Annotated in this window: 21 protein-coding genes and 1 pseudogene; 8 read left to right on the forward strand and 14 right to left on the reverse strand. The window is 49.7% G+C overall.

Annotation, left to right across the window (positions count from 1 at the left end):
- A pseudogene (locus tag IQ260_RS04790) lies at positions 1-466 on the forward strand (hypothetical protein); the annotation flags it as partial.
- Positions 467-540: 74 nt separating this feature from the next.
- Here IQ260_RS04790 and IQ260_RS04795 read toward each other — a convergent pair.
- The 7 genes from IQ260_RS04795 to IQ260_RS04825 form a co-directional block, all read right to left on the reverse strand.
- Positions 541-1,005, reverse strand: a complete 465-nt coding sequence (locus IQ260_RS04795; RefSeq protein ID WP_193991367.1) for a glutathione peroxidase — start codon at positions 1,003-1,005, stop codon at positions 541-543.
- A gap of 558 nt (positions 1,006-1,563) precedes the next feature.
- Entirely contained in the window at positions 1,564-3,093 is a 1,530-nt protein-coding gene (locus IQ260_RS04800; protein ID WP_193991369.1) for an alpha/beta hydrolase, read from the reverse strand.
- A 205-nt stretch (positions 3,094-3,298) separates the two neighbouring features.
- Positions 3,299-3,724 (reverse strand): universal stress protein, encoded by a 426-nt coding sequence (locus IQ260_RS04805; RefSeq protein WP_193991371.1) that lies wholly within the window; start codon positions 3,722-3,724, stop codon positions 3,299-3,301.
- Positions 3,725-3,729: 5 nt separating this feature from the next.
- A complete protein-coding gene (locus tag IQ260_RS04810) occupies positions 3,730-5,292 on the reverse strand; it encodes an alanine/glycine:cation symporter family protein (protein WP_193991373.1) in 1,563 nt (520 codons plus the stop codon).
- A 281-nt stretch (positions 5,293-5,573) separates the two neighbouring features.
- Positions 5,574-6,959: an aminotransferase gene (locus IQ260_RS04815; RefSeq protein ID WP_193991374.1), complete on the reverse strand. Its 1,386-nt coding sequence runs from the start codon at positions 6,957-6,959 to the stop codon at positions 5,574-5,576.
- Between the two features lie 320 nt (positions 6,960-7,279).
- Complete coding sequence (locus tag IQ260_RS04820) at positions 7,280-8,002, reverse strand: sulfite exporter TauE/SafE family protein (protein ID WP_193991375.1); 723 nt, start codon at positions 8,000-8,002, stop codon at positions 7,280-7,282.
- Entirely contained in the window at positions 7,999-8,784 is a 786-nt protein-coding gene (locus IQ260_RS04825; RefSeq protein WP_193991376.1) for an SDR family oxidoreductase, read from the reverse strand. The genes IQ260_RS04820 and IQ260_RS04825 overlap by 4 nt, the downstream gene beginning before the upstream one ends.
- 828 nt (positions 8,785-9,612) lie before the next feature.
- On the opposite strand from IQ260_RS04825, the gene ald reads away from it, so the two are divergent.
- Positions 9,613-10,704 carry an alanine dehydrogenase gene (ald, locus tag IQ260_RS04830; protein ID WP_193991377.1) on the forward strand — a complete coding sequence of 364 codons (1,092 nt, stop codon included), beginning with the start codon at positions 9,613-9,615 and terminating at the stop codon, positions 10,702-10,704.
- Positions 10,705-10,798: 94 nt separating this feature from the next.
- On the opposite strand, the gene IQ260_RS04835 is transcribed toward ald, so the two are convergent.
- Complete coding sequence (locus IQ260_RS04835) at positions 10,799-13,729, reverse strand: tetratricopeptide repeat protein (RefSeq protein WP_193991378.1); 2,931 nt, start codon at positions 13,727-13,729, stop codon at positions 10,799-10,801.
- Positions 13,730-14,255: 526 nt separating this feature from the next.
- Between IQ260_RS04835 and IQ260_RS04840 the strand changes: the two genes are divergently transcribed.
- Complete coding sequence (locus IQ260_RS04840; RefSeq protein ID WP_193991379.1) at positions 14,256-14,495, forward strand: hypothetical protein; 240 nt, start codon at positions 14,256-14,258, stop codon at positions 14,493-14,495.
- A 167-nt stretch (positions 14,496-14,662) separates the two neighbouring features.
- Here IQ260_RS04840 and IQ260_RS04845 read toward each other — a convergent pair whose 3' ends face one another.
- The gene (locus IQ260_RS04845) at positions 14,663-15,934 is read right to left on the reverse strand and encodes a glutathione S-transferase family protein (RefSeq protein ID WP_193991381.1); all 1,272 of its coding nucleotides are present in this window, start codon (positions 15,932-15,934) and stop codon (positions 14,663-14,665) included.
- A gap of 322 nt (positions 15,935-16,256) precedes the next feature.
- On the reverse strand, positions 16,257-17,033 hold the full coding sequence (locus IQ260_RS04850) for a tetratricopeptide repeat protein (protein WP_193991383.1): 777 nt from the start codon (positions 17,031-17,033) through the stop codon (positions 16,257-16,259).
- Between the two features lie 80 nt (positions 17,034-17,113).
- Between IQ260_RS04850 and IQ260_RS30860 the strand changes: the two genes are divergently transcribed.
- Positions 17,114-17,506, forward strand: a complete 393-nt coding sequence (locus IQ260_RS30860) for a hypothetical protein (protein WP_228015556.1) — start codon at positions 17,114-17,116, stop codon at positions 17,504-17,506.
- Positions 17,507-17,687: 181 nt separating this feature from the next.
- On the forward strand, positions 17,688-19,997 hold the full coding sequence (gene glgB, locus IQ260_RS04860; RefSeq protein WP_193991385.1) for a 1,4-alpha-glucan branching enzyme: 2,310 nt from the start codon (positions 17,688-17,690) through the stop codon (positions 19,995-19,997).
- Between the two features lie 75 nt (positions 19,998-20,072).
- On the opposite strand, the gene IQ260_RS04865 is transcribed toward glgB, so the two are convergent.
- Positions 20,073-20,324 (reverse strand): hypothetical protein, encoded by a 252-nt coding sequence (locus IQ260_RS04865; protein WP_193991387.1) that lies wholly within the window; start codon positions 20,322-20,324, stop codon positions 20,073-20,075.
- Between the two features lie 133 nt (positions 20,325-20,457).
- Positions 20,458-21,624, reverse strand: coding sequence for a metallophosphoesterase family protein (locus IQ260_RS04870; protein WP_193991390.1), 1,167 nt, complete (start codon positions 21,622-21,624; stop codon positions 20,458-20,460).
- A 130-nt stretch (positions 21,625-21,754) separates the two neighbouring features.
- On the opposite strand from IQ260_RS04870, the gene IQ260_RS04875 reads away from it, so the two are divergent.
- Positions 21,755-22,336 carry a Uma2 family endonuclease gene (locus tag IQ260_RS04875; RefSeq protein WP_193991391.1) on the forward strand — a complete coding sequence of 194 codons (582 nt, stop codon included), beginning with the start codon at positions 21,755-21,757 and terminating at the stop codon, positions 22,334-22,336.
- A 38-nt stretch (positions 22,337-22,374) separates the two neighbouring features.
- Here IQ260_RS04875 and IQ260_RS04880 read toward each other — a convergent pair whose 3' ends face one another.
- Complete coding sequence (locus IQ260_RS04880; protein WP_193991393.1) at positions 22,375-22,980, reverse strand: hypothetical protein; 606 nt, start codon at positions 22,978-22,980, stop codon at positions 22,375-22,377.
- A 260-nt stretch (positions 22,981-23,240) separates the two neighbouring features.
- On the opposite strand from IQ260_RS04880, the gene IQ260_RS04885 reads away from it, so the two are divergent.
- Together IQ260_RS04885 and IQ260_RS04890 are read left to right on the forward strand one after the other, a co-directional pair.
- Positions 23,241-23,822, forward strand: a complete 582-nt coding sequence (locus IQ260_RS04885) for a L,D-transpeptidase family protein (RefSeq protein WP_228015558.1) — start codon at positions 23,241-23,243, stop codon at positions 23,820-23,822.
- Positions 23,823-23,905: 83 nt separating this feature from the next.
- The gene (locus tag IQ260_RS04890; protein WP_193991397.1) at positions 23,906-25,306 is read left to right on the forward strand and encodes an IctB family putative bicarbonate transporter; all 1,401 of its coding nucleotides are present in this window, start codon (positions 23,906-23,908) and stop codon (positions 25,304-25,306) included.
- 41 nt (positions 25,307-25,347) lie between these two features.
- On the opposite strand, the gene IQ260_RS04895 is transcribed toward IQ260_RS04890, so the two are convergent.
- Entirely contained in the window at positions 25,348-26,454 is a 1,107-nt protein-coding gene (locus tag IQ260_RS04895; protein WP_193991399.1) for a GNAT family N-acetyltransferase, read from the reverse strand.
- Between the last annotated feature and the right edge of the window lie 43 nt (positions 26,455-26,497).

Raw genomic sequence — 26,497 nt, forward strand, 5'->3', positions numbered from 1 at the left:
CTATGGCGGCATGCCAGGGCAGGATACCCTAAGTGATGTGGGACGCTTTATTCGACTATTGCAACAGGGAACGGTATCAGCCAATCCCTATCCGGCTCGATCGCTAGATGGAGAGCGTCAGGGCGTAACGTTGGCAACGGTGTTTCAGTATCGAGCGCAGCGATTGACCCACCGCTGGCAGTTTTGGTTAGATGCGGGGTCTCCTCGCTGGCTAACGGGTCGCGATGAACTGTTTGGAGCCGAGATTTTCTTGAGTGACTGGCCCCAGAGACCGGTGACTGCACTAGATACGGAAACAATGCACGAGGCCAGATTGGAGAGAATTCTACGAGACTTATTGAGTCGGACAACGGAGAGACTTTATCTATGTCACAGTGAACTGGCGCTAAACGGTCAGGAGCAAATGGGACCTTTGTTAGGGTTAGTGGGCGCTGCGGAACCGATGGAGATAACCCGTTCAATCTAAGTAGCAGCAAGCCCCTTTATCCAAAATCGGATAAAGGGGCTGAACGTGATTAAATCTAACTAGCTGTTTTAGAACTAGCCCAGAGCTTTTTCAATCGCAGCCTTCAACTCAGGTGCATCGGGTGCCGTTTTAGGGTCAAAACGCTCGACAACTTCACCGTCACGACCGACAACAAATTTGCCAAAATTCCAGCTAATATCCTCACCATTGCCCACTAAAAACTGATACAAAGGGCTACGGTTAGCACCGTTGACGTCCTGCTTTTCTAGCAGAGTGAAGTCTACATCGTACTTGGTCTTGGTAAAGTCCTTGATTTCATCTGGAGTACCAGGCTCTTGAGCACCAAACTGATTGCAGGGTACGCCCACAACGACTAGACCCTTGGGGCCATATGCCTTGTCTAGTTCTACTAGGCCGCTATACTGAGGTGTCAAGCCGCAGGCACTGGCAACGTTAACGAATAGAACGACTTTATTTGCGATCGCATCCGGGGATAGGGGAGTGCCATCCAGAGTCGCTAGATTAGTGGGTACAGGCATAATGGATTAACGTTTTTGGACAACGCTTCCTATTATCAACCATCCTATCCACAAATCCAATATGCCCTCGTCGCCGAACCATGATCCGAAAAGTCATAGGGGTTCCCATGATCAAATCTGGCCAGCGTAGAGGACAGATGACCATTGGCCTGTTCAATGCGGCTACCGTGGGCAGATAAGATAACAATATTCTCGGTAGATTCGAGAGTTTCTTTAAGTCTGTTATTTTGTTCTCTGCGACAGTGCTCAGCTGTAGCCTGTTCCAATGGCAAACAGCTATCTGTTGCTAAACATGGATCTGTACGGGCGAACGCCAATGGGGTCGAATAACTCAGACCCGTGAGAACACATGTTAGTAAAGGTATAGATCGAACAAGGACAGCCATAGCGAATCTTCAGTGAGCTTTCGGAATCAACGTCCTTAATCTAGGATGTCTACTGAAAACCACCATCAGAGTAAACACGGAAATAACCTTAGAACTGTCTGATCCTGTGGTCTGCCCTAAGAGAAAACACGCATCTGTCTATACCTATCTGCATATTTCTTACATCATTCTTTTAGGAGTCAGGTTCCACGAGTGCCAGGTCCTCTACTAATGTGAGCGGCAACGACTCCTGGCTGAGGTATTGACCATAGCCTGTCTGTAAAAATTGGCGATAGTCCCTTTGCCCAACAACGTGGGTTTGCATAAAGGCCAGACTCAGGCCTTTCAGATACTCACGGGCTAGCCCCGGATCGGAGCCAGAGAGTTCCTCGGGCAGCAGGACGTTGGACTGAGTATAGTTATGGCTACCGCCCTGCATCAGCGCTAAATACTTGTCTGATGAAGTCAGCCAGGTAAAAGGACGGATTTGTTCTGTTAGGGCTGGAGCAACCGGGTCAGCACTCCCACTGACCATCAGGATCGGAGTTTTCAGCTGGCTTAGCCCCTCCGCTCCAAACACCAGACTCGTAATAGGATTAAAGACAAGCGCGGCTTTGATCCGCTCATCGTGGATCGGTTGCTCAAACTGACTTTGCAGCGCCAAACACTGTAGGGGCAGCGATACATTAACCGAATCTACCTCCGTCAGCTCATCTGTGCAGCGGGTTTGCAGCTGTTCGACATTAATCTGAGCCCCGGCTAACGCCAGGGCCGTATACCCACCAAAGGAGTGTCCCATCACACCCACTTTGTTGAGGTCAATCCGATTGGCTAAGGCCCCTTGGCTGGCAATGGCGTCCAACAGATAGGAAATATCCTGGGGGCGATCGACAAATTCGTTGGGGGCCATGGCCGCTGAGACATTGCCTTCTAGCAGATTTTCTACCTGTCGAAAGTTACTGCCGGGATGCTCAATGGCGGCAACGGCGATGCCGTGGCTGGCTAAGTGCTGGGCCATATCGACAAAGTTGGTGCGGCTAGCGGCAAACCCGTGGGAGATTACCACCAAGGGAGCTGGCGCATTGCTATCAGGCACATAGAGATCGACGGGCAATTGTCGGTTTCGCCGGGTATCCTGCAATGCCAACGTTTGCATTTGCCAGGTGAGTGCCCCTGGCTGGGTGAGGTCGGGACGCTGGGTAAAGTCGATGGGTTCGGCAGCGGCGATTTTGGTATTGGCCTGGGTATGGAGGGTTGCGATCGCACCCTCAGTTTCTTCCAATAGCTCCACCACCGTATTGATCACGTCCAAAATCTCCACCGAGTTAATCCGCAGCGTCGGTGTGGGAAAGCGGCGCATGACATTGAGCAGCGTCAGCCCTTCCGCATCATCTGCTGCCAAAATTAAAGACCCCCGTAGCCCCCGCGCTCCGTTTTGCCACGACTCTGTTTGAATTACATTCCCTAGACGCTGTAGCCAAAGTTCTCCCAACGGATCGTAAAGTACCTGGGAGAGCGTTACAGATGTGACATCCAGAGGGGTGGTCAAAATCTCCCGAAAGTCAGCTTGGTCTTGCTCACTGAGAAACTTGAGGTAAACCCCAAGCTCATCATCAATTTGGTTTTCATAGGCATAGGCTTCCAAGGATGAAACCGGAACCGATAGCTCTAGCACCCCATAGGATAAGGTGACATCTTCGGCAGCCAGCACAGACGTGCCCATCAAGAGCGGGGCAGCACCGCCTAGGCACAGTACTACAGTTCGAAGCCAGTGAAGTACTTTCATTGTTGCCAGTATAGCTAATATGGCCTAACGCTAAAAAGATCGCTCCCCTATCTGTCCGTTAAGTGGACAGATAAAAAAGCGACCAGATGAAGCTTGGCAAATTTGAACAGTTGTACCTGTCAGTCCTTCACTTAATACTCAACTACTTAAGAATCAGCACCGGACAGTGGGATAAGCGCACAACCTGCTCTGCCACAGAGCCAATGAGAAAACGACTGACCCCCTTACGTCCATGGGATGGCATGACAATTAAGTCCGCATCGATTTCCTGGGCATAGTCCACAATTTTAGACGTGGGGTCACCGATGACCACCTCAATGGGAAGCTCACCATATCCCATTTCGCCCAGCTTATTATGGGTAAAGCTGCGAACTTTTTGCTTGCGGTCTTCATCGCTAATCGTATCCCACATGGCGGCTGGATCAGCCGGGTACAACGGTGCCAACACATGAATGAGTTGCAAGGATGAAATATCGTCAGCTAGTTCTTTGGCCGGCCCCAAAGCCTGATAAGAAAGTTCAGAAAAATCGATGGGAATGAGAACAGATTTTCGTTTGAGCCAACTCATCTCCTTTACCTCCGTAATACAGTTTCTCGGGCAACCTGGGGTTCTGGCAGCATTTCACCTGACTGCAGACGGGCCATGTAGCTATTTAACTCTTTAGCAAGTAAGCCTGACATCAGGAAGCACCCTAGTAAATTGGGTAACGACATCGCCAGGGCCATAATATCGCTGAAATCCAGGATGGGACCAAGGTTGACCACCGCACCCACAAAAACACAGAACAGAAAAATACCTTTGTAGACATTAACGGTGCTATCACCAAAGAGATAGGCCCAGGACTGCTGACCGTAATAGCTCCAGGAGATCATCGTAGACAGGGCAAACAAAAATCCGGCGACAGCAATCACATAGGGAAACCAGCCAATCACCGTTTCAAACGATGCGGCAGACAGCTGAGCACCATTGAGATCGGCGGCGGTGGGATCGGCGTAAACCCCTGTCAACACAATCACAATCGCTGTCAGATTACAGATAAACATGGTATCAATGAAAGGCTCTAGCAGAGCAACAATGCCTTCTCGGACGGGTTCATCTGTTTTCGCTGCAGAGTGGGCGATGGCCGCTGAGCCCAACCCGGCTTCATTAGAGAACGCTGCTCGCTGAAAACCAATCACAATGGCACCCACGGCTCCACCGGCAACTGCCTCCGGGTTAAAGGCCGTGACGATAATGGTACCAATGGCCCCCGGCACCTCAGGTAGTTTCACCAACATCACCCAGAAACAGGCTAAGGCATAAATCACCGCCATGGCCGGGACTAACACACCGGCTACGGCTCCAATGCGCTCAATGCCCCCCAGGATAACTAAGCCAACAATTAGCGCCAGAACAATCCCAAATAACCAGCTCAGGCTGTTGAGAAACGGCAAGACATTAGAAACAGCCGCAAACGCCTGGTTGGCCTGGAACATGTTGCCAATGCCCAGACTGCCAATGGCGCAGAACACTGCAAAAATGACCGCCAGCGCTTTACCCACAGGGGCCAGTCCCATGGCCGACAGCCCGCGAGACAGGTAGTACATAGGACCACCGCCAACGGTGCCATCGGGCTTAATCACACGATACTTTTGACCCAGGGTACATTCAGCAAATTTACTCGACATGCCCAGAAAACCGGCCATGGTCATCCAAAAGACAGCTCCAGGTCCTCCGAGGCGAATTGCGATCGCAACACCGGCAATGTTACCAATCCCCACGGTCCCCGACAGCGCTGCCGCCAATGCCTGGAAGTGGGAAACATCTCCTTCGTCTTCTTCGCTGTCATATTTACCCCGCACCACATCAATGGCATGTTTAAAGGCACGAACATTGATAAACTTAAGGCGGAAGGTAAAAAAGATCGCGCCAATTACCAGCCAGAGGACGATAAACGGCATACCATTTTCACCGCCGATCTTAAAGTAAAAGATCAGGTTGAGAACATCTACTACACTCTGGACACCCGCTTCGATAGACCCTAAAAAGCCAACCGGAGCCGCGTCATCTTGGGCAAAGGCGACCTGGGGTAGAAAGATTAATAGAAAGGCAAGACCGTAGAGACAATGTTTCAACCTGAACATCGATTTTTTCATGATATTGGCTCCAAATGAGAGAGATTTGAGAGACTTTGGGTTGAGTCTTGGCTTAGGGAAAACTACGAGATATTAGTGGTTTGCTGATAACATTGAAATCTCCATAACGTTTTTTCAACGACTGGCTTCCCCCTTTTTCAAGGGGGATTGAGGGGGATCGAGAAAGCCTGTAGATGCGGAGGATCCCCCCTAGCCCCCCTTTTCAAGGGGGGAATACTAAGGCGGCTTTATAGAGGCCGTTAATTCAAAGCCCCCCGACATAGAGATCGAGGGGCATTTACTTAGGAACTCGGTAAAGCAAACACGGCATCATAGAGAGTGTCTGCCAAACGATCGGCCTCTTCACGATTCATTACCAGCGGTGGTGCCAGGATGAGCACATTGGTAAATCCAGGAATGGTATTGGTATTACGACCAATAATGATTTGCTGACCCATGCAGTACTTAGTTATTGAAGCCACAGCATCACTCTCTAAAGGTGTCTTGCTAACTTTGTCTTTGACCAGCTCCACCCCTAGTAGTAATCCCTTACCCCTCACATCGCCTACATTGGGATGATCCAGCAGCCGCTGCAGTTTGCCCAGCAGATACTCACCCATTTCAGCTGCTTGCTCACAGAGGTTTTCTCTCTCTAGAATTTCGATACTACGCAGGCTCACGGCGGTACATACCGGACTACCGCCATAGGTGGTCACATGGCGAAAGTGACTGTCACTGCCGGGGTCATCTAAAAAGGCTTCGAAGATAAACTGTTTGACTACCGTGGCAGAAAGGGGCATATAGCCACTGGTAAGTCCTTTGGCAAAGGAGATAATGTCAGGCTCTACACCCCAGTGCTGATGGCCAAACATCTTGCCGGTGCGGCCAAAGCCGTTGACGACTTCATCGTAGATGAGAAGGATGCCGGTGCGATCGCAAATTTCCCGTACGCCACGCAAATACCCCTCGGGCGGCACAATCACCCCCCCGCCCGAGATAATCGGCTCCACAATCACCGCTGCCACAGATTCTGCCCCCTCATAGAGAATCGTCTGTTCCAGCTCTCGCAGACAGGCTGCATTATACACATTCTCCGGCTGTCCATCGCCAAACCGATAGTAGTAGGGCGGACTCACATGGAAGAAACCCGGCACCAAAGGCTCGTACTTAAGCTTACGTTCAGCCTGCGCCGTTGCGCTTAGTGCCCCCATAGTGTGGCCATGGTAGCCGCGATAGCGAGAAATAATTTTGTAGCGCGGTCCAGAGCCCGCTGGCGACGTTTGAGCATGGTACTGGCGAGCGATCTTAAAGGCGGTTTCGTTCGCCTCTGAACCACTCGTAGAGAAAAACACTTTCCCCTCATAGCCCAGCAGCTCCAAGAGTTTATGGGCCAAGCGGATACCTGGCTCGTGGCCCATGGTGAGTGGGAAGTAGGCCAGATCGACCATTTGCTCATAGGCCACCTCCGCCAGCTCTTGACGGCCATAGCCCACATTGACACACCACAGACCAGAGATACCGTCAAAATATTCGACACCATCGGTATCGGTAACATGACAGCCCACACCCTTCGCCATGCACTTGGGTGGCTTTTGAGAAAACGGCTTGTGCTGTACTAGGGGATGCCAGAGAGAATTGGCATCCATCTTTCCTAAATCAGTCTTTTCTGGACTCAAACTAGCAAACATCAAAAACGATTCCTAAAGCGAAAGCGTACTTTTAAAAAAGAACTACATCGTATTCATCGTGAAGCGAATTCTATAAATGTTGCTAACACAATAAAAGCAATCAAAAGTTCTCTTCTGTATATTTACACACGATCTAATAAAAGATTTTTTAAGAAAAATGAGGTCGAACAAATAGGTGCATCAAAGCCAAAGAGTCGGTAATTTATGAGGTTAGAGGATGTATCAATAGTCTGACTGGACCCGTTTTAGAAATTTACACAGCAAAATAAAACGCTCTTCTGAGTAAAGCGTTCTTTGCCATTTTCTACTTATTTTTTTACTTATAGATAAATTCCAGAAACAATAAGTCGCACTCCAATTACTAGCAATAAAACAGTGATAACCTTCCGAAAAATATTAGGATCAAACTTCTTTGCCAAGACGACACCTAAAAACAATCCCAATATAAAACCCGGTATCGCTATCAGAAACTGGCGAATAATCTCTTCCGAGATACGATTTTGAAACCCATGGCCTACAACAACAATCGCTACACTCACCCAGAAAAAGCTGGTGAGATTACCTTTGAATTTTTCCTGAGACCAGCGCTGACTGCTGCCATACAAAATGACCGGTGGCCCAGGCAGATTAAAACTGCCCAGCAAAATCCCCGATAAGAATCCAGCCCCATAGGCCCACAGTTTAGATTTCAAAACAGGTACCACAGGGCTAACTAGGGAGTATAGCGAATAGGTGACAATGACAAAGCCTAAGCCAATCAGCATTAACGCGGTGGGGATATAATCCAAGGCTAAAAAACCGATGGGAATGCCCAACACCGAGCCCAGTAACAAATTTGTGATCACGTTGCGGTCAAATGATTGACGGTAATAGATACACAATATGAGGTTGTTAGTTAGGGTAGTCAGCGCCACCAGCGGAGCCGCCGTTTGGATACTGGTTACCCCCGATAAGATGGGCATAGCTACCAAAGCAAATCCAAAACCTGACACCCCTTGGACAAAGGCCGCTACAAACGTTGTGATGACAATAATCAATGTCATCGCTGTGCCACGCTCCGATGAACATGGGCGACAGAAGACTGGTCGGTGGGCATGACAAAAATTTCGCTGATATTGACGTGGGCGGGGCGGGTCACCGCAAACAAAATAGTGTCCGCAATATCGTCAGGGGTGAGCGGCGTCATTCCTGTATACACAGACTTAGCTTTGTCATCGTTTCCTCGAAAGCGCACATTGCTAAACTCTGTTTCCACTAATCCTGGTTCAATGTTAGTGACCCGCACGGGGGTGCCCAACAGATCTATCTTTAAACCTTCCGATAACGCCTTTACCGCTGCTTTCGTCGCACAGTAGACACTGCCCCCCGCATAGGTCTGTCGAGCAGCAATGGACCCAATGTTGACCACATGACCCCGCCTTCTAGCTACCATCCCTGGAACAACAGTGCGGGTAATATATAACAGTCCCTTGACATTGGTATCGATCATTTCCTCCCAATCTTGGATGGGAGATTCATACTGTTTTTCTAGACCTCGGCTCAGCCCCGCATTGTTGATCAACACATCCACGTCCTGCCAGTCTGGTGGGAGCCCTTCAATGGCGGCCATGACCGCCCGGCAGTCTTGGACATCGACACACAGCAGCAGCGTTTGGGCCTGATAGTGTTCTTGCAATTCGTCTGCCAGTGTCTGTAGTTTCTCTTTACGGCGGGCGGCCAGGATCAGTCTGGCTCCAGCTTGGGCAAACAATCGGGCACAGGAGGTGCCAATGCCGCTACTAGCGCCGGTAATCAGAACACATTGATTGTTTAGGGATGTTGCCATAGAAACTATTCACTCCTGATGTTGGGATATTTGTTGATAGCCTTTGTCAGTGGCCCGATCAGCCACAGCCATAAAATGCTGAACCATGACAACACAGACGCCATGGTTAAATTATTGGCACTCCAAACCACGCTGTAGTCGTCTCAAGAAATGACCTAAGTGATTGGACAAAACTATCTATCCGGGCTTTCTCCTTGGAGACGCTGCACGAACGACTCCGCTCAGCCCTCTTACTCTCAAAATTAGCTGGTTGAGCGGAGTCGAAACTAGCGGCATTAGAGATGTTTACTTGCGGCCATCTACTTAATACCAGGTTAAAACATCTCCCCACCCAGGAATGTTCAACGCTGGCAAGACCCAAAATCCTTGAGCTACAGTATTTTTGTGGAGTTAATCAGTAAAGTCCTAGACAGGTGCCATGGCGTAGGGGGAACCGACACCGTTCCATTTGAGCAAATGCTTATGAAGCCGCCCCTCTTTGATATGCAAATCAGAGGGTACATGGCCAGGACTTAGAGATGAAAAATAGATAGACAGCACTAACATCTTTCGAGGCCTATGGGGCGGGTCTTCAATGGTGCAACGTTAGCAAGGGACCGCTGCACTTTTTGTATCATAGTCTACTGTCCGATATTTTTCATCATTTGTCATCAACAGACCATAAATTTGATTGATTAACTCTCAAAATTAGTGTTACTGTTCAAGTCATCAATATTTAATGAGAACAGGTGGCTTTCCCCACACCCCCACCTCGCCTCAAAAAGCATTGCAACAACAACGTTGAAAAAGGTAGAAACACATCCTTAATCTATAGGAGAGCGATTTGTCATGAGAATTGGACTACCCAAAGAGATCAAAGACCAGGAATTTAGAGTTGGCTTAACGCCTGCGGCGGTGCAGGCTCTTGTCCAAAAAGGACATCAGGTCGTCGTTGAGGAAAATGCAGGCTGCGGTGCTGGATTTTCCAATGCTGATTATGCCGCTGCTGGAGCCACCCTGGTGTCGGAGGCTGCGATCGCATGGTCCCAAGACATGGTAGTCAAGGTCAAAGAGCCCCAGCCTTCCGAATATCAATACTTCCGCGATAACCTATTGCTGTTTACCTATCTACATTTAGCCGCAGAGCCCAGGTTGACTGAGGCGTTGATGGCCCGTGGTGTGTATGCAGTTGCCTATGAAACCGTCATGACCGCCGACGGTAAGCTTCCCCTGCTCACCCCCATGAGTATCATTGCCGGTCGCCTCGCGGTACAGTTTGGTGCCCGCTATCTAGAAAAGCAGCAGGGCGGTCGCGGTGTTCTCCTGGGTGGTGTTCCCGGTGTGCAACCAGGCAGAGTCGTCATTCTCGGCGGCGGCATTGTCGGCACAGAAGCGGCGCGCATTGCTGTGGGTATGGGGGCTCAGGTACAGATTTTAGACATTAACATTGACCGTCTGTCCTATCTAGAGACCTTGTTTGGTTCCCGCGTCGAACTGCTTTACAGCACATCGGCCCAGGTCGAGCGAGTTGTTCCCGACGCTGATCTGTTGATTGGGGCTGTTCTCATCCCAGGACGCAAAGCTCCCACGTTAGTCAACAAGACCTTAGTTGCAAAAATGCATCCGGGCTCGGTGATTATTGATGTCGCCGTTGACCAGGGCGGCTGCATTGAGACGTTGCGCCCCACGTCCCATACTCAGCCTACCTATGTTGAGTCCGGCGTTGTTCACTTTGGTGTGCCTAATATGCCAGGGGCCGCACCTTGGACAGCTACCCAGGCACTGAACAACAGCACTTTACCCTATGTGCTCAAGCTGGCCGACCACGGGCAAGATGCATTAAAGAAAGATGCGGCTCTGGCCCAGGGGTTGAATGTTGCCATGGGCAAAATTGTTCATCCGGCAGTACAAGAGGCGTTTCCTGTTATGGCATATGCTTGAGGCTTGAATAATACAATCGTATACTGCGTCTAAAAGTGCAAGCTGAGAATAGGGTGTAAACGAAACATCTTGTCGACCAGTACAGTGAGTAAAGTCATAGGCCGTTAAGATATTTTTTCAACTCGTTCAGCTTGCTTTTTAGAAGCTGCAGAACAACAGAAACGCCTTGATGTTTGGGAAATAGTTTCGAAAAGCCCTCCAAATCTGTAATTGCAGTTTCTACATCATAAATATTTTTGCAGGTAATAAGAGCTGTTTCATAGTACTTCACTGCTTCTTGAATATTACGATTTGCCAAATGGTACAGTGCTAAATCAAACGTATTGAGATAGCTACCTGGCCTTACTTCATATTCTTGATCTGCTATGGAAATTGCCTGATTCAGACTGCTCAGTGCTTTATCTGGTGCGCTAAGCTTACGATGAGCCAGAGACTTCAGATAGAGACTCCAGTCATCTTCAGGATCTTGTTGAGTGGCTTTTCCAAGCTCTCTAACTGCGTCTCCGTAGTTTCCTATAAGTAAATAGGTAAAACCTTTTTCAGAAATCACCCAACTATCTTTATTATCTAGCTCAATAGCTCGATTGAAATCATTGAGTGCATCATCATACTGCCTAATAAAGCGATAGGTAATGCCTCGTTGAGCAATTGCCCAATCATAGGTTTCATCTAGCTCAATAGCTCGATTGAAGTCATTGAGTGCATCCTCGTATCGCTTCATTAAACGATAAGTAAAACCTCGTTGAGCAATTGCCAAATCATAGGTTTTATCTAGCTCAATAGCTCGATTGAAGTCATTGAGTGCATCCTCGTATTGCTTCATCAAACGATAAGTTATGCCTCTGTGGGTAATTACCCAGCCATCGGTACTATCTAGCTGAATAGCTTGGTTAAAGTCATTGAGTGCATCCTCGTATTGCTTCATCAAACGATAAGTTATACCTCTGTGGGCAATTGCCAAATCATCGCTATGGTCTAGCTTAATAGCCTGATTAAAGTTTTGAAGTGCATTCTTATATTGATTCATATCGAGACAAGTAATACCTCGTTGAACAACTATCCAACCATGTTTGCCATCTAATTGAATAGCTCGATTAAAGCTATTCAATGCATCGTCATATCGTTTCATTAAGCGATAGGTGATGCCTCTGTGTGCGATTGCCCAAACATGTTTGCTATCTAACTCAATAGCTCGGTTGAAATCATTTAAGGCATCGTCATATCGTTTCATTAAGCGATAGGTAATGCCTCTCTGAGCGATGATCCAACTATAGTTTTGATCTATTTCAACGGCTCTGTTTTGATCCGCAATTGCCTCTTCCCACTTTTCAAGACATCTATATGCTTGTCCCCGATAAGTATATGCTCTTGCATTATTTGAGCTAAGAATCATAGCTTTTGTACAGCAATCGATGGCATCTTTATAGCGTTCTTCATTTATCAAAGATGATCCCTTTTCCAGAAGAGCATTGTAAAGTAAATAATTTTCTCTACTTGTATACTCTCCTAATTCTGCCAGCAATAGAATTCTATCAACCGGCCAATAGAAAAATTTATCTATCAACTGGCCAAATGTTCTCTTCCATGTAGATGAATCTACAACAAAATTATGTACTCTGTAGTATGTCTTTGGGAGGCTTATTTTTGAAAGTTTTCTTGAGGTTTTTTTCCATAAGCTTGTTTTGAATGCTCCATCAAAAGCTTCCATAGCTTTGATTAAGCAAGTATTCAGCCAGTCAGATTTATACTGAGCAACAAAACTTTTAAGTTCTGATTTAGCCGTATTATTTCCTTTTAGGAGCGGCAGTACTAACGGTTCTGGTATCGTAAATAACCCCTCTGTTTCGACGATATCAAACGTTATCCACCTTTTGGCTGCTCTCTCTATAAGATTGAAAACGTTCTGCCGTTGCCGTTTGTATCCTGACTGATAACAGGCATATTGTTTAATACTAGATGCACGGGGTGTTACTCCCGCCGAGACAAAAGTAGCAATGCTCTCTAGCAAAACTTCGGCTAAAGGCTCCAGACTAATAATATTACGCCGCTGCTCTGCCCAAGCCTCTTCATCACTTTGATTTAAAAGCTTTTCAACGAGTACCTTACTTAGCTCAGTCTCCTGTGAAGCTTGCTGCAGAGTGAAAACAATACTGTATGGTCTACCATCAGTCAGATTAGCTAGTGCATTCACTGCATCAGGTGTGATATGAAACTCCCAAATATCTTTGGAAGTATTGACTAACTCCTGACGTTGGCTAATATTTAAAGCCCCTAATTCCAGCAAATAAAAGCTATGTTCACTTAGCCAATCCCTGACGGTATCTGTTAAGCGCTCTTGCTGAATTGTGATTAAGCAGTAGGTATCTCTACGAAGGTTTGTGATTGTGTCCAAACATTGGGATAGTCGTTCAAGCCGTTCTTTTTCAGGACGAAGCCCTAATTCATCGATAAAAAATAATGTTCTTTCACGATCATCTACCTGGATAGTAATCGACTCAGCCAGCGAGTCTTGTTTGATCAGATCCAGCGCAGATGTGGGCTCATAAACTGCGGCAATTGTGCCATCTTCGGTAGCTGTACGAATAATTTCTGCAGCTTCGCGGGTTTTTCCCGATTTCATCCACCCAACGATAGCGACTCGTCCATGCTCTCGCAGTAGACCAGGGTTAGCAGCTCCCCGATCAATCCAGGGAATCTTACCACTTTTCCCTAGACGAGCCGTTAAGGTCTCGTATTTGACTCTACGAATCGGTTTACTATCTGCCAGTCCAGTGGCATCTGCAGCTTCTTGTTCTCGCGTTAGTTCTCGGATAGGGAGTATTACAGTAACTGCAGCACTTGACAACGCAAGCAGCGCCCCAAACCCTCCGGTAATCTGTACTACCTTTTTAAACCAAGCTGGAAAAAGACTTGGGAATAAACTATATACACACCAAACAATAAACCCAAATGCCAGGATGAAAGCGCCAATACCGACAAAAAGCCTAAACGATTTTCTATAGTTGCGCTTCTGACGCCTTGCCATTTCCTAAGCCCGAGAGTTTTCATCTCCAGTTGTATCAACTTTAGTCTTAGATCTCCAACATCATTCTTCAAAAAAAATACTTGAATTTCATAGTCCACAGCTACATGCAGATTTTCAGCAGCTACATCAACTGAGAAGGCGCATTACGCTCCAAAATCTTACGCTAATGCACCCTACGTAAATTGGCTAACTTTATTCCAACAAGCACCTATCAACATTTCTTGATCCTTAATAAACTGTATCTTGACGTCAACAACAAATCTGTTCTACGATTTCATCCATGGTCATTCACTGACCTACCGAACTCAATTGCTTAGCGCCATCGGCGGGTGCGACAACACCCAACCGATGACTCCCCTGCCAAGCTGATAACGCCAGCCTGGAGGCGTAGGGTTAGTTTACCTTAGCCACCCCAGATTGCATCACTTGTAGGGTGGCTAACCCTTGAGTTCTGGTCCTTACCCCCATGGGTCGCTGTCTAACCACAGCCCCAGGGGGCTAAACCTACACAAAGGAAACCAGAACCATGTTTCAAGACCCCACCCAGGGCGCAAACGCGCCCAACGTTTCGCCTATCATCCTGCCCGAGTACCAGTACGACACCGTACGACACCTGCTGCTCGGCAAACTCACCCCCGTGCGCAACACCATCACCCTGCTCCACACCCTCACCTATGCCGAACCCAACGACTGGAGTAAACCCTTACCCACCGGGCGACCCAACGAGGTCATGGCCATCCTCACCAAGCGCATACGGGTAGACTAAGGCTAACAAAAGAGAATTTTATCGTAGGGTGGGTAAACACCCCTGGATAGTCATCGCCATTTGCCAATATCCACGTTTACCCACCACTCCCAAGATTCTCCTAATACTCATTGAGAAGGTGCATTACGCTCCACAAGGTTACGCTAATGCACCCTACGCGCTAGACCCTATCGTTTCAGCCAGTTCAACCCAAACGGCAATGACTTCTCATCATCCGTCCCACGGTCCGCCACAAACTCTGCCGGATTCTGATCATACCGATTCCGCACAGGAATCGCTGGCCCCTGCCGATCGCCCGCCAGGGCAGCCGTTTCTTCCAAAGCTGCCCGTAAACGCTTACCCGCATAAATCGACATATCACGGGGAACATTGATGCGATCGCGCAAATAACGCAGACCGCTATCACTGCCCTGGGGCGGCTCACAACTCTCACCCGTCATCAGATAAGTGAGAGCGCAGCGCAGCGCCTCATCAATCACCGCATCTTCTGTCGGGTTTATCCGCACAATGTTGTTGCGATGCCTCAACATCCGATGCAGGGCCTCCATCCGAGGCGTCTCAGGTTCTTCGTATCCTACATCCGGCAACCCCAGCCAGGGTCCCTGATCCACCCGCTGTTGATTAGCCCTAGCCTGGGGTTCACCATTCTCCCAACAGCCTCCCATCTGCGGTGGCAAATCATGCACATGGGTATGAAAATCACTCTGGGTACCACGATAGGTGGGACGCGTTTCCATCGCATCAAACCAGGCCGCAAAACCAGGATTCTCTGCTCGCATGGAGTACCCCTTGTAGTAGAACAAGCTGGCGTTCATGCGCTCCACATAGGGCGTAAATACCAGATCTACCACACTAAACTCGTCTAAAAAGTAAGGTCCGGGCGTAGCCGCCAGGGCTGCTTCCACCTTGGCCACGACGGCAACAAACTGTTCGCGGTTAAACTGCTCCTGACGGGCGGAACGCACCGGCTGACAGAGCCAGCTACACCAGGCCCGAAACAATAGTCGCTCTAGCTGTCGCAAAGGGATCGCTTTTGGATCTCGCATACTCACCGTCAGCGGTCCAAATACCTGCTCTAGGGCAATTAAGATATCGTCACTTTCAGTGATTAATTGCCCATCTAATTCCAGCGCCGGTAGCATCCCGGAGGGTACCTTCTTTTTGAACCAGGCTTCCTTGGTGCCGTAGCAAAACATGGTTACTTTTTCGATGCGGTACGGGATTTGCTTTTCCTCTAACCACAGCCATACTTTTTGGCAGTAGGGACACCAGGCATGATTATCGCGATACAGAGTAACTCGCACATCGGCTTCGGTTTGGCCAAACAGCCGCAGCCTTGCCTGGGCATTGGTGGGGCCATTAATGCGATCGGTTTGAAGCGTATCGAGGGCTTCTAACTCAGGCCAGGCCAACGGAGTTGCAGTGGGGGCAGTGGTCATAGTCTAGACGAACAGCGGGGATTGGACTCCCTACTAGCTTAAGTCCCCACTGAAGCAAATTCATGATTGGAAGCCGGTTTCGTCAGCCAGGCAAACAGGCGCTGAAGCCGTTTTGGCCAAACTCCAGATTTTATCCAAACAAAAAAAATCCCCCAACATGTGAGGGATATGTCAAGGTTCATCTACTCATTCACACCTTCTTAAAGACCAACGGCTGTCCGGAAGGTTTTGGCCACTGTATGAAGAAATTACCAATTTTCTGTGAATCGCCAAAAATCCAAACTCATCAATGCTAGGGAATCACCAATTTTTGCCAGAAAATCTAGCTACCCTGGGGTTCTTGACCAGACCGGATAAATTCAGCCTGCTCCAGAATTAAGGTGGCAAACTCCCCCTGGCCATTGGCCCTAAAGAGCTGGGCTGCGGTTTCGTAATTTTGCACAATATCGGCTCGGATCTCCGCTGGCAAATCATCAGGCCCTTCAAAGTCCTCGCCTAGCAGCAACGCCTGCTGACGCAGCAGGGCATCGGCTCTGCCCAGGTAAGCATTCGGCTGGTCGGGCACCAGGACAAGCGCCGCGTTGTACGCCTCAGCCGCTTCGCCATAGTCCTCAGACTGCATCAATTCCAAGGCCCGGTCATAGACCTGCTGATAGTCTGTAGCGGATTTGACCGATACCTGATAGTCGCCACCAAACTGGCCATAAAATGAGCCCGCTAACAGGGTGTACTCGCCGGTCTCGGGCAGCTCGGCCACAATCGTGGCATGGGGGCCACCATCATAGTCGTCGTTTTGTTCCAGCACGTCCCCTGCCGGTGTCAACAGCGTGATAAACGTATCGAACTCTTCACTCACCATTTCAATGATCACCGCCTGTCCCGCTTCAGCCATAAAGGTATGGGTGTTTTGCTGGGGCTGAAACTCAACCTGCTCTTCGAGCAGCGACTGGGCTGCTGCTGGCATCGCTGCTCCCAACGCGGCCCAGAGCGCTAATGCCGTCCCAGAATAGACAAGCCCACTCAACCGCCCAGTTAAGTGCCTAGGTAAACAGCGATTTACCTGGCAACCCATTAAACTAACGATAGAAAAGCTAGACATAGAACTCCTTGGCACTGCCCACGGCAGCAATCTTTAAAACGGTAGCGATGCATTACGATAGCGAAATTTGTCCATCCCCAGTGTCCTGGCCGAAAATCTTGGGTGCCAGTATCGTCTGTCTGGGGCTGTGGTGTGGTGTGTGCGATCGCACCTTGGCCCAGTCTATACAGCCATTGGAAACTCAGCCAAACCACCCCAGGGTTGCCCCTGCTAATGCTTCAGCAGTCAATATAGACCAGATTGTGCTGCCCCCGGTCGATGATGTGCCAGAAGAAATATTGAGAACCGAGATCATTTTTGACGCCCGCTCTCCCCTAGACGGAGCCCCCCTATCGGCGGCGGACTATGCCCAACTACAGGCCGAGCTAGCCGATTCCCAAATCACCCGCACCCTCAGTTTTGAGCTGCGTTTCAACGTTTTTCTGCTACAGGCCCGACGTTCCCTCAAACCCATCATTCCATTTTTGCCCTAGTACCCCTTTTTTCCAAAAACAGCTCTTTGGTTACAAGCAATTGTTGTTACGCTCTGTTAACCTAAACTGCATGGTCCTTGCTTTGCCTTAGCAGTGGCAGGGCTTGAGCAAACCATTGTTTAAACAGCTTTTAAACAGCACTTTCTGCTTTTTATATACGGATATTAGATTTTAGACCCCTATGGCACTAACAACGGCCCCAGAGCAAATTGACCGGATTGTCGGCAATTCTCACCATAATCCCTTTGACGTTCTTGGTCCCCATCGCATTCAGATAGATGGCAAAGAGGTTTGGACGGTGCGCGCCTATCTGCCCAAAGCTGAAGTCGCCTGGGTTCTACTACCCGATAGCCGTCAGGAAGTGCTGATGGCCAACGACCATCACAATGATTTCTTCGAATGCGTACTGGATGTTCATGACCTAGCTAGCTATCAGCTCCGCTACAAAGCCGATGGCCATGAGCATGTGGTTTACGACCCCTATGCGTTTCGGTCTCCCCTTGTCACTGAGTATGACGCCCACCTATTTGGTGAAGGCAACCACCATCGCATTTACGAAAAACTGGGAGCCCACCTCACCACTATTGATGGTGTGGTCGGTGTCTATTTTGCCGTGTGGGCTCCCAATGCCCGTAACGTCTCCATTTTGGGGGATTTCAATAACTGGGACGGTCGCCAGCATCAGATGAACATTGGCCATGGCGGCATCTGGGGGCTGTTTATTCCTGAAATTGCGGTAGGTGCTGCCTACAAGTACGAGATCAAAAACCACGCAGGGCACATTTACGAAAAGTCTGACCCCTATGGGTTTCAGCAGGAAGTGCGGCCCAAAACCGCCTCAATTGTGACGGATCTTGAAAGCTACCAGTGGCAGGATGGCGATTGGATGGAAACCCGCCGCCAGCAGGATCCCATGACCCAGCCTGTATCGGTGTATGAGCTTCATCTGGGCTCCTGGATGCATGCCGCATCGGCTCAGCCAGCGCAACAGCTCGATGGGACCGATGCCCCGGTGGTCACAGTGGCGGAACTTAAGCCGGGTGCCCGTTTTCTCACCTACCGTGAACTGGCCGATAAGCTGATTCCCTATGTCAAAGAACTAGGCTTTACCCATATTGAGCTACTGCCCGTTGCTGAGCATCCTTTTGACGGTTCTTGGGGCTACCAGGTAACCGGCTACTATGCCGCTACTTCGCGCTACGGTTCCCCTGAAGACCTGATGTATTTTATCGACCAGTGCCATCAGAACGGCATTGGTGTCTTGGTGGACTGGGTCCCCGGTCACTTTCCTAAGGATGGCCATGGCCTTGCCTTCTTTGATGGCACCCATCTCTATGAGCATGCCGACCCCCGCAAGGGCGAGCACAAGGAATGGGGCACTCTCGTCTTTAACTATGGCCGCAATGAAGTGCGCAACTTCCTGGTGGCCAATGCCCTGTTCTGGTTTGACAAGTACCACATTGATGGCATTCGCGTAGACGCCGTGGCGTCCATGCTCTACCTGGACTACAACCGCAAAGCAGGCGAGTGGGTGGCCAATGACTACGGCGGTCGCGAAAACATTGAAGCCGCCGACTGTCTGCGCCAGGTCAACCACCTAATCTTTAGTTACTATCCCGGAGTGCTCTCCATCGCCGAAGAATCCACCTCCTGGCCCATGGTGTCCTGGCCCACATATGTAGGCGGTCTGGGCTTTAACCTCAAGTGGAATATGGGCTGGATGCACGACATGCTGGACTATTTCGGCATGGACCCCTGGTTCCGTCAGTTTCACCAGAACAACGTCACCTTTAGCATCTGGTATGCCTTTAGCGAGAACTTTATGCTGGCCCTGTCCCACGATGAGGTGGTCCACGGCAAGAGCAACATGATCGGCAAAATGCCCGGTGACGATTGGCAAAAGTTTGCCAACATGCGCTGTCTGTATACCTACATGTTTACCCATCCAGGCAAAAAGACCCTGTTTATGGGGATGGAGTTTGGCCAGTGGAGCGAGTGGAATGTGTGGGGTGACCTGGAATGGCACCTGCTAGAGTATGAGCCCCATGGGCAGATGAAAGCCTTTATGGAGAAGCTCAATGCCACCTATCGCAGTGAGCCCGCCCTCTATACTCAAGACTTTGACCAGCAGGGCTTTGAGTGGGTTGACTGTAGCGATAGCAGCCACAGCGTTGTCGCCTTTATCCGTAGGGCGCAAGACAGCGATGAGTTTATCGTCACGGTGTGTAACTTTACCCCACAGCCCCATAGCCACTATCGTGTCGGTGTTCCGGCTAAAGGCTACTATCGGGAAATCTTTAACAGCGATGCCCGCGAGTTTGGCGGCAGCAACATGGGCAACTTAGGCGGCAAATGGTCCGAGGACTGGGCGTATCACAATCGGCCCTATTCGTTAGATCTGACCCTGCCACCGTTGGCCACCGTCGTGTTTAAGCTGGATCCAGCGCGGACATCATCGGCTACGCTGTCTGGCTTTAAGCTGGGGGGATAAGCCCGTCAGTTTTGGGAACGTCTTTTGGGGACATCTAATGGTAGGGGGTTGCCATGGAGCGCCCCCTACGAGGTTTTACGGCATTCCCAACGTTTCCCAATCCTTCACCGTTGGACCAAACCGCTGAGCCGCTTGTCGCTCAGCAGTCTTGAGGGAGGGGTGCCACTCGCTTAAGCTGTAGTCTCCATCAATTTCTGTGGCCAGCAGACAGTAGCCATGGCCATCAAATTCGATGGCTAAATAAATCAGGGTTCCAGGTGTTAACTCAGCTGGCGGATTGGGCAAATCTGGCGGCATCTGCCAGGTGCAAATTTGCTTAACCACCATGGAGGGCATGAAGTATGAATATTTTGTCCTTAGAGACAAATTATTGGCACAGCTTCCCTTTTATACGCGATCTAACGGCGGATTCCACAGCGATTTAGTTGGCACTCCCTGACAACCAGATTTGACGTTTCAGTTAGTTTTCGCTGCGCACATGGGTCTGGCTCTGCTCTTCAGCAGTTAGATCGGCTAAAGCTATGTCGTTTCTTAGTACACGCCCTGTGGGACCAACGATTTGACGAGGCAGGGTGCGGGCATCCACCAGCTCCATCCGATTCATGTTGTAGGTGGTGTAAACGGTGTCGCCCGTGTCAAAGAAAAAGTCTAGAACCGTCATGGTTTGCATAGCGGCATCATTGCGGTTAAGCCAGGTGCGAGGACCGCTGCCTAGGGCTCCGGTGTGCAGCAGCTGTAGGTCGCCCGCATGGCCAGGATAGTAGGCGTGGTGATGGCCGCTCATGTAGGTATGGACATTGTGGCGCTCTAGGAGCGCCTGGAGTTGGGCGGCATTATTGAGCAGTTCGCCGTTGCGATCGCGCCCCTGGGAAATCGCATACAGCGGCAAATGCCCCAGAGCAATCCGGAACCTAGCCTCTTGAGCCGCTGCACTACTCAACTGTCGGTCGGCCCAAGCCACCTGGTCAGCGGGCACATTGGCCGATGACGCATCCCACACCAGGTAGAAAATATCGTTTTGCTTAAAGCTGTAATAGTACGGAAAATTACCCGTATCCACATACTGCAGGTCCAGGGTATCTTGGTGAGCCTGCCAGTAGCGGCTAGTCACCTCACGGTCAACCGGGTAAACATACTGCCCCCCATCCTGCAAACTAGACGCATCATGGTTACCGATAGTCAGGGCAAAGGGAATATCCGCCTCGCGAATCGGGCTGAGGATGAGGTGGTCAAATCCCTGCCACATGGCGTCTACTTCAGCTTTACTGAGGGCATTACTCTGACCCGCCACCATATCACCCACACACAGCACAATATCCGGCTCCCACTGGGGCAAGATTGATACCCCCTTCATCACCTCTTGGCGATAGTCTACAGACCCATAGCGAGAATTTAGATCGCTGATGACTACGGCCCGGACGTCACCGCGTTTGGGGGCAAAGAGGTCAGCTGGGCCGATAGGCTGGTTAAAGTTGAGAGGATGTTTGGGAACAGCAGCATCCGACAGAACAGACGAGGCGCTGGCCGAGGCGCCTGGCGTATTGGTCACTGATTGGGCAATGGGACGAGCCGAGCAGGCTCCGAGGGCCAGGCTGCTGAGGAGTAGAAAGCGACGACGGTTGAGCATGGGGAGAATGAGGTATCTATGGGAAAGGTAGCGCAGGTAAAGGTCTGCGTAAAGGTAGAACTCTATTACACTAAATTAAACTGAGTCACACCACTTATTTGATTAAATTCCTCTTGGGAGAACCATCACCATGGTTGCGCTTACCCTCAATATGAAAGCCGCAGCACTTGCTCTGGATGATGACCAGTTTTATCGTCTGTGTCAGGCAAATCGAGATTTGAGATTAGAGCGCACAGCCAAGGGAAATTTGCTAATTATGCCACCAACGGGTTGGGAAACGGGCAATCGAAACCTGAAGATTAGTCAGCAGCTTGCCAATTGGGCTGACCAGGATGGGTCTGGTCTAGGATTTGACTCATCTACGGGGTTTCGGTTAGCGAATGGAGCCGTGAGATCACCCGATGTGGCGTGGGTACGTCGAGAGCGAATCGAGCACCTAAACCCAGCTCCAGATAAGTTTTTGCCTCTCTGTCCAGATTTTGTGATTGAACTGCGTTCAGCCAGCGACAGTCTGAGTACCCTACAGAAAAAAATGGAGGAATATGTAGCTAACGGGCTACAGCTTGGCTGGCTGATCAATCCCCAAGACAAACAAGTAGAAATTTATTATCCTGACGGTGAAGTAAGTTTGCTCAATCGGCCAGATACACTGAGGGGAGAAGCGGTGCTGCCTGATTTTATTCTCGTGATTACCTGGCTTTGGACCCGTTAACCTTTTCGGGGAACGAGACTTAAGCGTGGCTGTTCTGACTAAACCATGCTCTTTAGGATGCCTAGCAAATCGTTTACCTGGGTGGCAAAGTACTGTTTGGTATCGATAAAAATAGTTCTTTGATTGTTGACTGGCTGGAGTTTGAGAAACCGCCACAGGTCTCCTGTGGTAACACAGCCAAAGATTGTTGTGACTGCATTCTCTTCTTGATGATTAAACAATTCAGCTGCAATCATTTCTGCCATGCACTGGCCTAGTCCAGCATTGATGCGGTCATTTTTTGTCTCCACTAATGCTAGAACTGGAGCTGAGAGACTGTATTGCGATCGCGAGCGACTGACAATATAGTCACAGCGTCCGGTCAAGCCTTGGGTTTTATCTACCGTAAACTCAATCCCAGAAAATAGGCTAATTTGGCGATCAAGCAGTTCCCGAGCAGCTGACAAAATTGGAGCCACAATAAACTCTGACTTGGCTTTCTCAGTACCAATGGCATCAGCTAAGGGTAAATGAATATCTAAAAAATCCGATAGCCACCGAGGCGGTACCTGGGGCTCAATATCGCTAAACAGAGCCTGATCTTCAACCAGTTCAACCGCAAACTGCTTTCTGATGTCATTGATTGTAAAGTCACTGTAGGCCATGAGCTTCGAATATCTGCTGAGTTACTCTGCTCAGCAGGCGTCCATTATGGCATAGCTAAATCGGCCCTAGGCAAAGATCCTATATGGGTAAACTGCGGAAAAACTAGATTTCTGGATGTAGACAGGGTTTAACTGCAGTGTCCAACGTCCGAGCACGTATGCAACTTCAAGCATTCACAACGAAGCGCTTACAGTTAATAGCTATTTTTCTGGCAGGCGGAGCAGTCTTGTACTCTCTGCTAACCAGGCTTGGTTTTTTGATGCCTTTAGCAGACATTTCATCAGTGGTATGCTTAGTCTCATGTCAGCCGGAGCAAGCTTTTCACCCACCAGTGAAGGGCAACCAACTCCTGAACTACAATCGACCTCTACAAACAGCCTTACCCGATAATCTCAGTCAAGACGGGATATCGGTTCTCGTGGAAAAATCTAAGTTCAGGTTAACGGTTTTCCACAAGCTTGAGCCTGTAAAGTCCTATCCTGTCGTCTTTGGCAGCTCTCCAGCTGGCGACAAGCTACATGAGGGCGACCGGAAAACTCCCGAGGGGATTTACTACATTCGCGATCTTTACCCACACTCAAGTTGGTCCAAATTTATTTGGATCGACTATCCCAGGCCTGACTCATGGCGTGAGCATTTCCAGGCAAAGCTTTCCGGTCGCATTGGCTGGCTACTCCCCATCGGTGGACAGATCGGCATTCATGGCGTGCCAGCAGGCGAGGATTCTATGATCGAGCAACGGGTGAATTGGACGTGGGGGTGTATCTCTCTCAAAAATCAGGATGTGGATGAGGTTTACAGGTTTGTGAGCAATGGCACCCTGGTGGAAGTTGTCCCCTAAGACAATCGTTGCTTGAGAGAATGCCCTGAACCCGTTACTATACAGGCGCATATTCGGTCGGCCCCTGGGGGGCAGTTGCCTAAATGATTGACTCAGTGCTGCGTACCCTTACCTTTGGTCAGTTTTCGCTACATCAGTGGCGACAGGTAAGTCTGATCCATCGGCTGCTGTCGCCCCTACGCCAGTGGCGACAGGGCAGCAGTCTGTTGGCCTATGGTGACCTGATAGCAGCAGGCATCATGGCAGTGCTGTTGGTGCTGTCCCCCTACACTTCTACCACCCTAATCGGCATTTTGCTGATGGCCTGCGCGGCGCTATGGTTTCTACTGACGGTGAGCGACGAGGCCAATGGCTGGCTAACGCCAATTCATCTGGGTGTAACCCTCTATTGGGGCACCATGGTATTGGCCACAGCGCTTTCCCCGGTCAAGGCGGCGGCCATATCGGGGCTGGTCAAGCTGACACTAAACCTGCTGTTGTTTATGTTGATGGCACGGGTGCTGCGGCAGCCAAAGCTGCGCACGGGGGTGGTGTCGGTGTATGTGCTGGCTACGCTGCCGGTGGCAGTCTATGGCATACGTCAGTACTTTTTTGGGGCTGAGGCGCTGGCCACCTGGGTTGATCCGACGTCTAACTTGTCGGGGGCCACACGAGTCTATAGCTATTTACGTAATCCTAATCTGCTGGCGGCCTATCTCATGCCAGCGGTAGCCCTAAGCGTTAGTGCATTTTTTGTATGGCCGCGCTGGTTGCCCAAAGCATTGGCGGCAGTTGCGTTTTTTTTGAATCTAGCCTGTTTGGTGTTGAGCTATAGCCGAGGCGGCTGGATGGGGCTGTTAGGTCTCTTCTTTATCCTGGCGGTGCTGCTGGTGTACTGGTGGAGTGAGCTGTTTCCGCCGTTTTGGCAGCGCTGGGCATTGCCCACATTGCTAGGAGCCATGGCGGGTCTCGTGGTATTCGCAGTTCTCTTTGTAGGACCGGTTCGAGAACGGGTGATGACGATGTTTGCTGGTCGCGAGGATAGCAGCAACAATTTCCGCATTAATGTTTGGGAAGGGGCGATGGATATGATTCGAGCCCGACCGGTGATCGGCATTGGCCCTGGTAACGACGCGTTTAATAAAATCTATCCGCTGTATCAACGGCCTCGCTACACGGCCCTGAGTGCCTATTCGATTTTTCTAGAAACCTTAGTTGAAGCTGGGTTTATTGGCTTTACAGCCTTTTTGTGGATGTTGGGTACGACCTTTTATCAGGGGTTGCAACAGCTGCGACGTCTGCGGATGACGATGGATGTGCAAGGGTACTGGTTGATTGGTGCGATCGCAACCGCCTTTGGCATGCTAGTCCACGGCCTGGTTGACACTGTTTGGTATCGGCCCCAGGTCAGCACCCTCTGGTGGATGTGCATGGCCATCATCGCCAGCTTCTACACAGTGCGTCAGCAAACTTATCGCCGCAGCGCTCCAGAAATAAGCGAATAGACATAACTATCCATCAATCCGGGCTTTCTCCATTAGCAGCCCTACGTGAATTGGCTTCTGAGACCAACACTATCACTGGTCAGCGGTTTATGAGCCATCGTGTTTAGAGCCGAACAGGGCTTACTTTTTTTAGTCATGGCCGCATAGATAAAGTCCTTTAGATCGGCAATATCTCTAGCAAGACTATTTTCACTATTTTGTCGGTCCAGCATTCGAAATCGTTGACTATTAATCCGGACGTATGAATCAATAAATCGCTGACGCGGTTTAGCCTTAATCGAGTTAATGGGAATTAGAATGGCGGCTTCGATCACATTGCCAAACTCAAGATTACAAACACTGCCAAAGTAGTGAAGCTGAGCACTTGTCTTGAGATAACTATTGAGCAATGACGGTAGTGACTGCCCTGTTTGCTTTAGCCGATCCTTGAGGATGCTAAGGGCCGCCTGAGATGTTGCATCTGCCCATAAAAGATTAGAAGAAGCCGGAGCATACACTCGACAATGCGGTTTAGGAACAACTAGCACGCCCTGAGTTATCTCGTACCGCTGCATAAACTGCAGCAACAGCGCTTGGGCAGCTTGGGAATGGGGGGATACAATCGTCACTTTGCCAAAAAAATAATCCATATCAGGATACTCTTGTACCAGGGCACCCAGACCACACCAGACCGCAAATAGTCCTAACCTGCGTCGTTGGGCGCTGCGATTGACAACCGAACGCCCTAACTCAATCGTTTTGGGCAAATACTGTTTTCGAAATTGCTGAGAAAAGTCAAATAATTGAGCCGTTGCCAGGTCCAGGCTGCCGTCTGACTGTATAGCATCCCGGCAGAGGAGATAACGATACATTGAGACAATTTCTTGAGCGACAGGATCCCAAACCACTAGCTGACGATAGGGGACGGGTCCTTGATCAAAGATATCGATATCTTTGGGTTTGCCAGTGCCACCGCCTGCCCGCCGAAATTCAACTTCTCGAATCCGGCCAATCTCAGTCATCACTCGGGGTGAATCACCGGCAGTCACTAAATAAATTTCTAACCCTTTATAGGTCCGAATCAGCTTGTCTACCGTCAACTCAGATGACAATACGTTTTTATCGACTGGATAGGTAATTGAGGGAAGAGTCGTCGCCGTGGCTTTCATCTATATACCTCCAAGACTCAAGCGGGGCTATTCCGCCTGGAAT

The organism is Leptolyngbya cf. ectocarpi LEGE 11479, assembly GCF_015207065.1.
GTDB lineage: Bacteria > Cyanobacteriota > Cyanobacteriia > Phormidesmidales > Phormidesmidaceae > Leptothoe > Leptothoe ectocarpi.

What these genes read in the sequence shown, in the direction of transcription:
- IQ260_RS04795 (WP_193991367.1), bottom strand. Translation starts at nt 1,005, where the DNA reads ATGCCTGTACCCACTAATCTAGCGACTCTGGATGGCACTCCCCTATCC.
- IQ260_RS04800 (WP_193991369.1), bottom strand. Translation starts at nt 3,093, where the DNA reads ATGGGCACGTCTGTGCTGGCTGCCGAAGATGTCACCTTATCCTATGGG.
- IQ260_RS04805 (WP_193991371.1), bottom strand. Translation starts at nt 3,724, where the DNA reads ATGAGTTGGCTCAAACGAAAATCTGTTCTCATTCCCATCGATTTTTCT.
- IQ260_RS04810 (WP_193991373.1), bottom strand. Translation starts at nt 5,292, where the DNA reads ATGAAAAAATCGATGTTCAGGTTGAAACATTGTCTCTACGGTCTTGCC.
- IQ260_RS04815 (WP_193991374.1), bottom strand. Translation starts at nt 6,959, where the DNA reads ATGTTTGCTAGTTTGAGTCCAGAAAAGACTGATTTAGGAAAGATGGAT.
- IQ260_RS04820 (WP_193991375.1), bottom strand. Translation starts at nt 8,002, where the DNA reads ATGACATTGATTATTGTCATCACAACGTTTGTAGCGGCCTTTGTCCAA.
- IQ260_RS04825 (WP_193991376.1), bottom strand. Translation starts at nt 8,784, where the DNA reads ATGGCAACATCCCTAAACAATCAATGTGTTCTGATTACCGGCGCTAGT.
- ald (WP_193991377.1), top strand. Translation starts at nt 9,613, where the DNA reads ATGAGAATTGGACTACCCAAAGAGATCAAAGACCAGGAATTTAGAGTT.
- IQ260_RS04835 (WP_193991378.1), bottom strand. Translation starts at nt 13,729, where the DNA reads ATGGCAAGGCGTCAGAAGCGCAACTATAGAAAATCGTTTAGGCTTTTT.
- IQ260_RS04840 (WP_193991379.1), top strand. Translation starts at nt 14,256, where the DNA reads ATGTTTCAAGACCCCACCCAGGGCGCAAACGCGCCCAACGTTTCGCCT.
- IQ260_RS04845 (WP_193991381.1), bottom strand. Translation starts at nt 15,934, where the DNA reads ATGACCACTGCCCCCACTGCAACTCCGTTGGCCTGGCCTGAGTTAGAA.
- IQ260_RS04850 (WP_193991383.1), bottom strand. Translation starts at nt 17,033, where the DNA reads ATGTCTAGCTTTTCTATCGTTAGTTTAATGGGTTGCCAGGTAAATCGC.
- glgB (WP_193991385.1), top strand. Translation starts at nt 17,688, where the DNA reads ATGGCACTAACAACGGCCCCAGAGCAAATTGACCGGATTGTCGGCAAT.
- IQ260_RS04865 (WP_193991387.1), bottom strand. Translation starts at nt 20,324, where the DNA reads ATGGTGGTTAAGCAAATTTGCACCTGGCAGATGCCGCCAGATTTGCCC.
- IQ260_RS04870 (WP_193991390.1), bottom strand. Translation starts at nt 21,624, where the DNA reads ATGCTCAACCGTCGTCGCTTTCTACTCCTCAGCAGCCTGGCCCTCGGA.
- IQ260_RS04875 (WP_193991391.1), top strand. Translation starts at nt 21,755, where the DNA reads ATGGTTGCGCTTACCCTCAATATGAAAGCCGCAGCACTTGCTCTGGAT.
- IQ260_RS04880 (WP_193991393.1), bottom strand. Translation starts at nt 22,980, where the DNA reads ATGGCCTACAGTGACTTTACAATCAATGACATCAGAAAGCAGTTTGCG.
- IQ260_RS04885 (WP_228015558.1), top strand. Translation starts at nt 23,241, where the DNA reads ATGCCTTTAGCAGACATTTCATCAGTGGTATGCTTAGTCTCATGTCAG.
- IQ260_RS04890 (WP_193991397.1), top strand. Translation starts at nt 23,906, where the DNA reads ATGATTGACTCAGTGCTGCGTACCCTTACCTTTGGTCAGTTTTCGCTA.
- IQ260_RS04895 (WP_193991399.1), bottom strand. Translation starts at nt 26,454, where the DNA reads ATGAAAGCCACGGCGACGACTCTTCCCTCAATTACCTATCCAGTCGAT.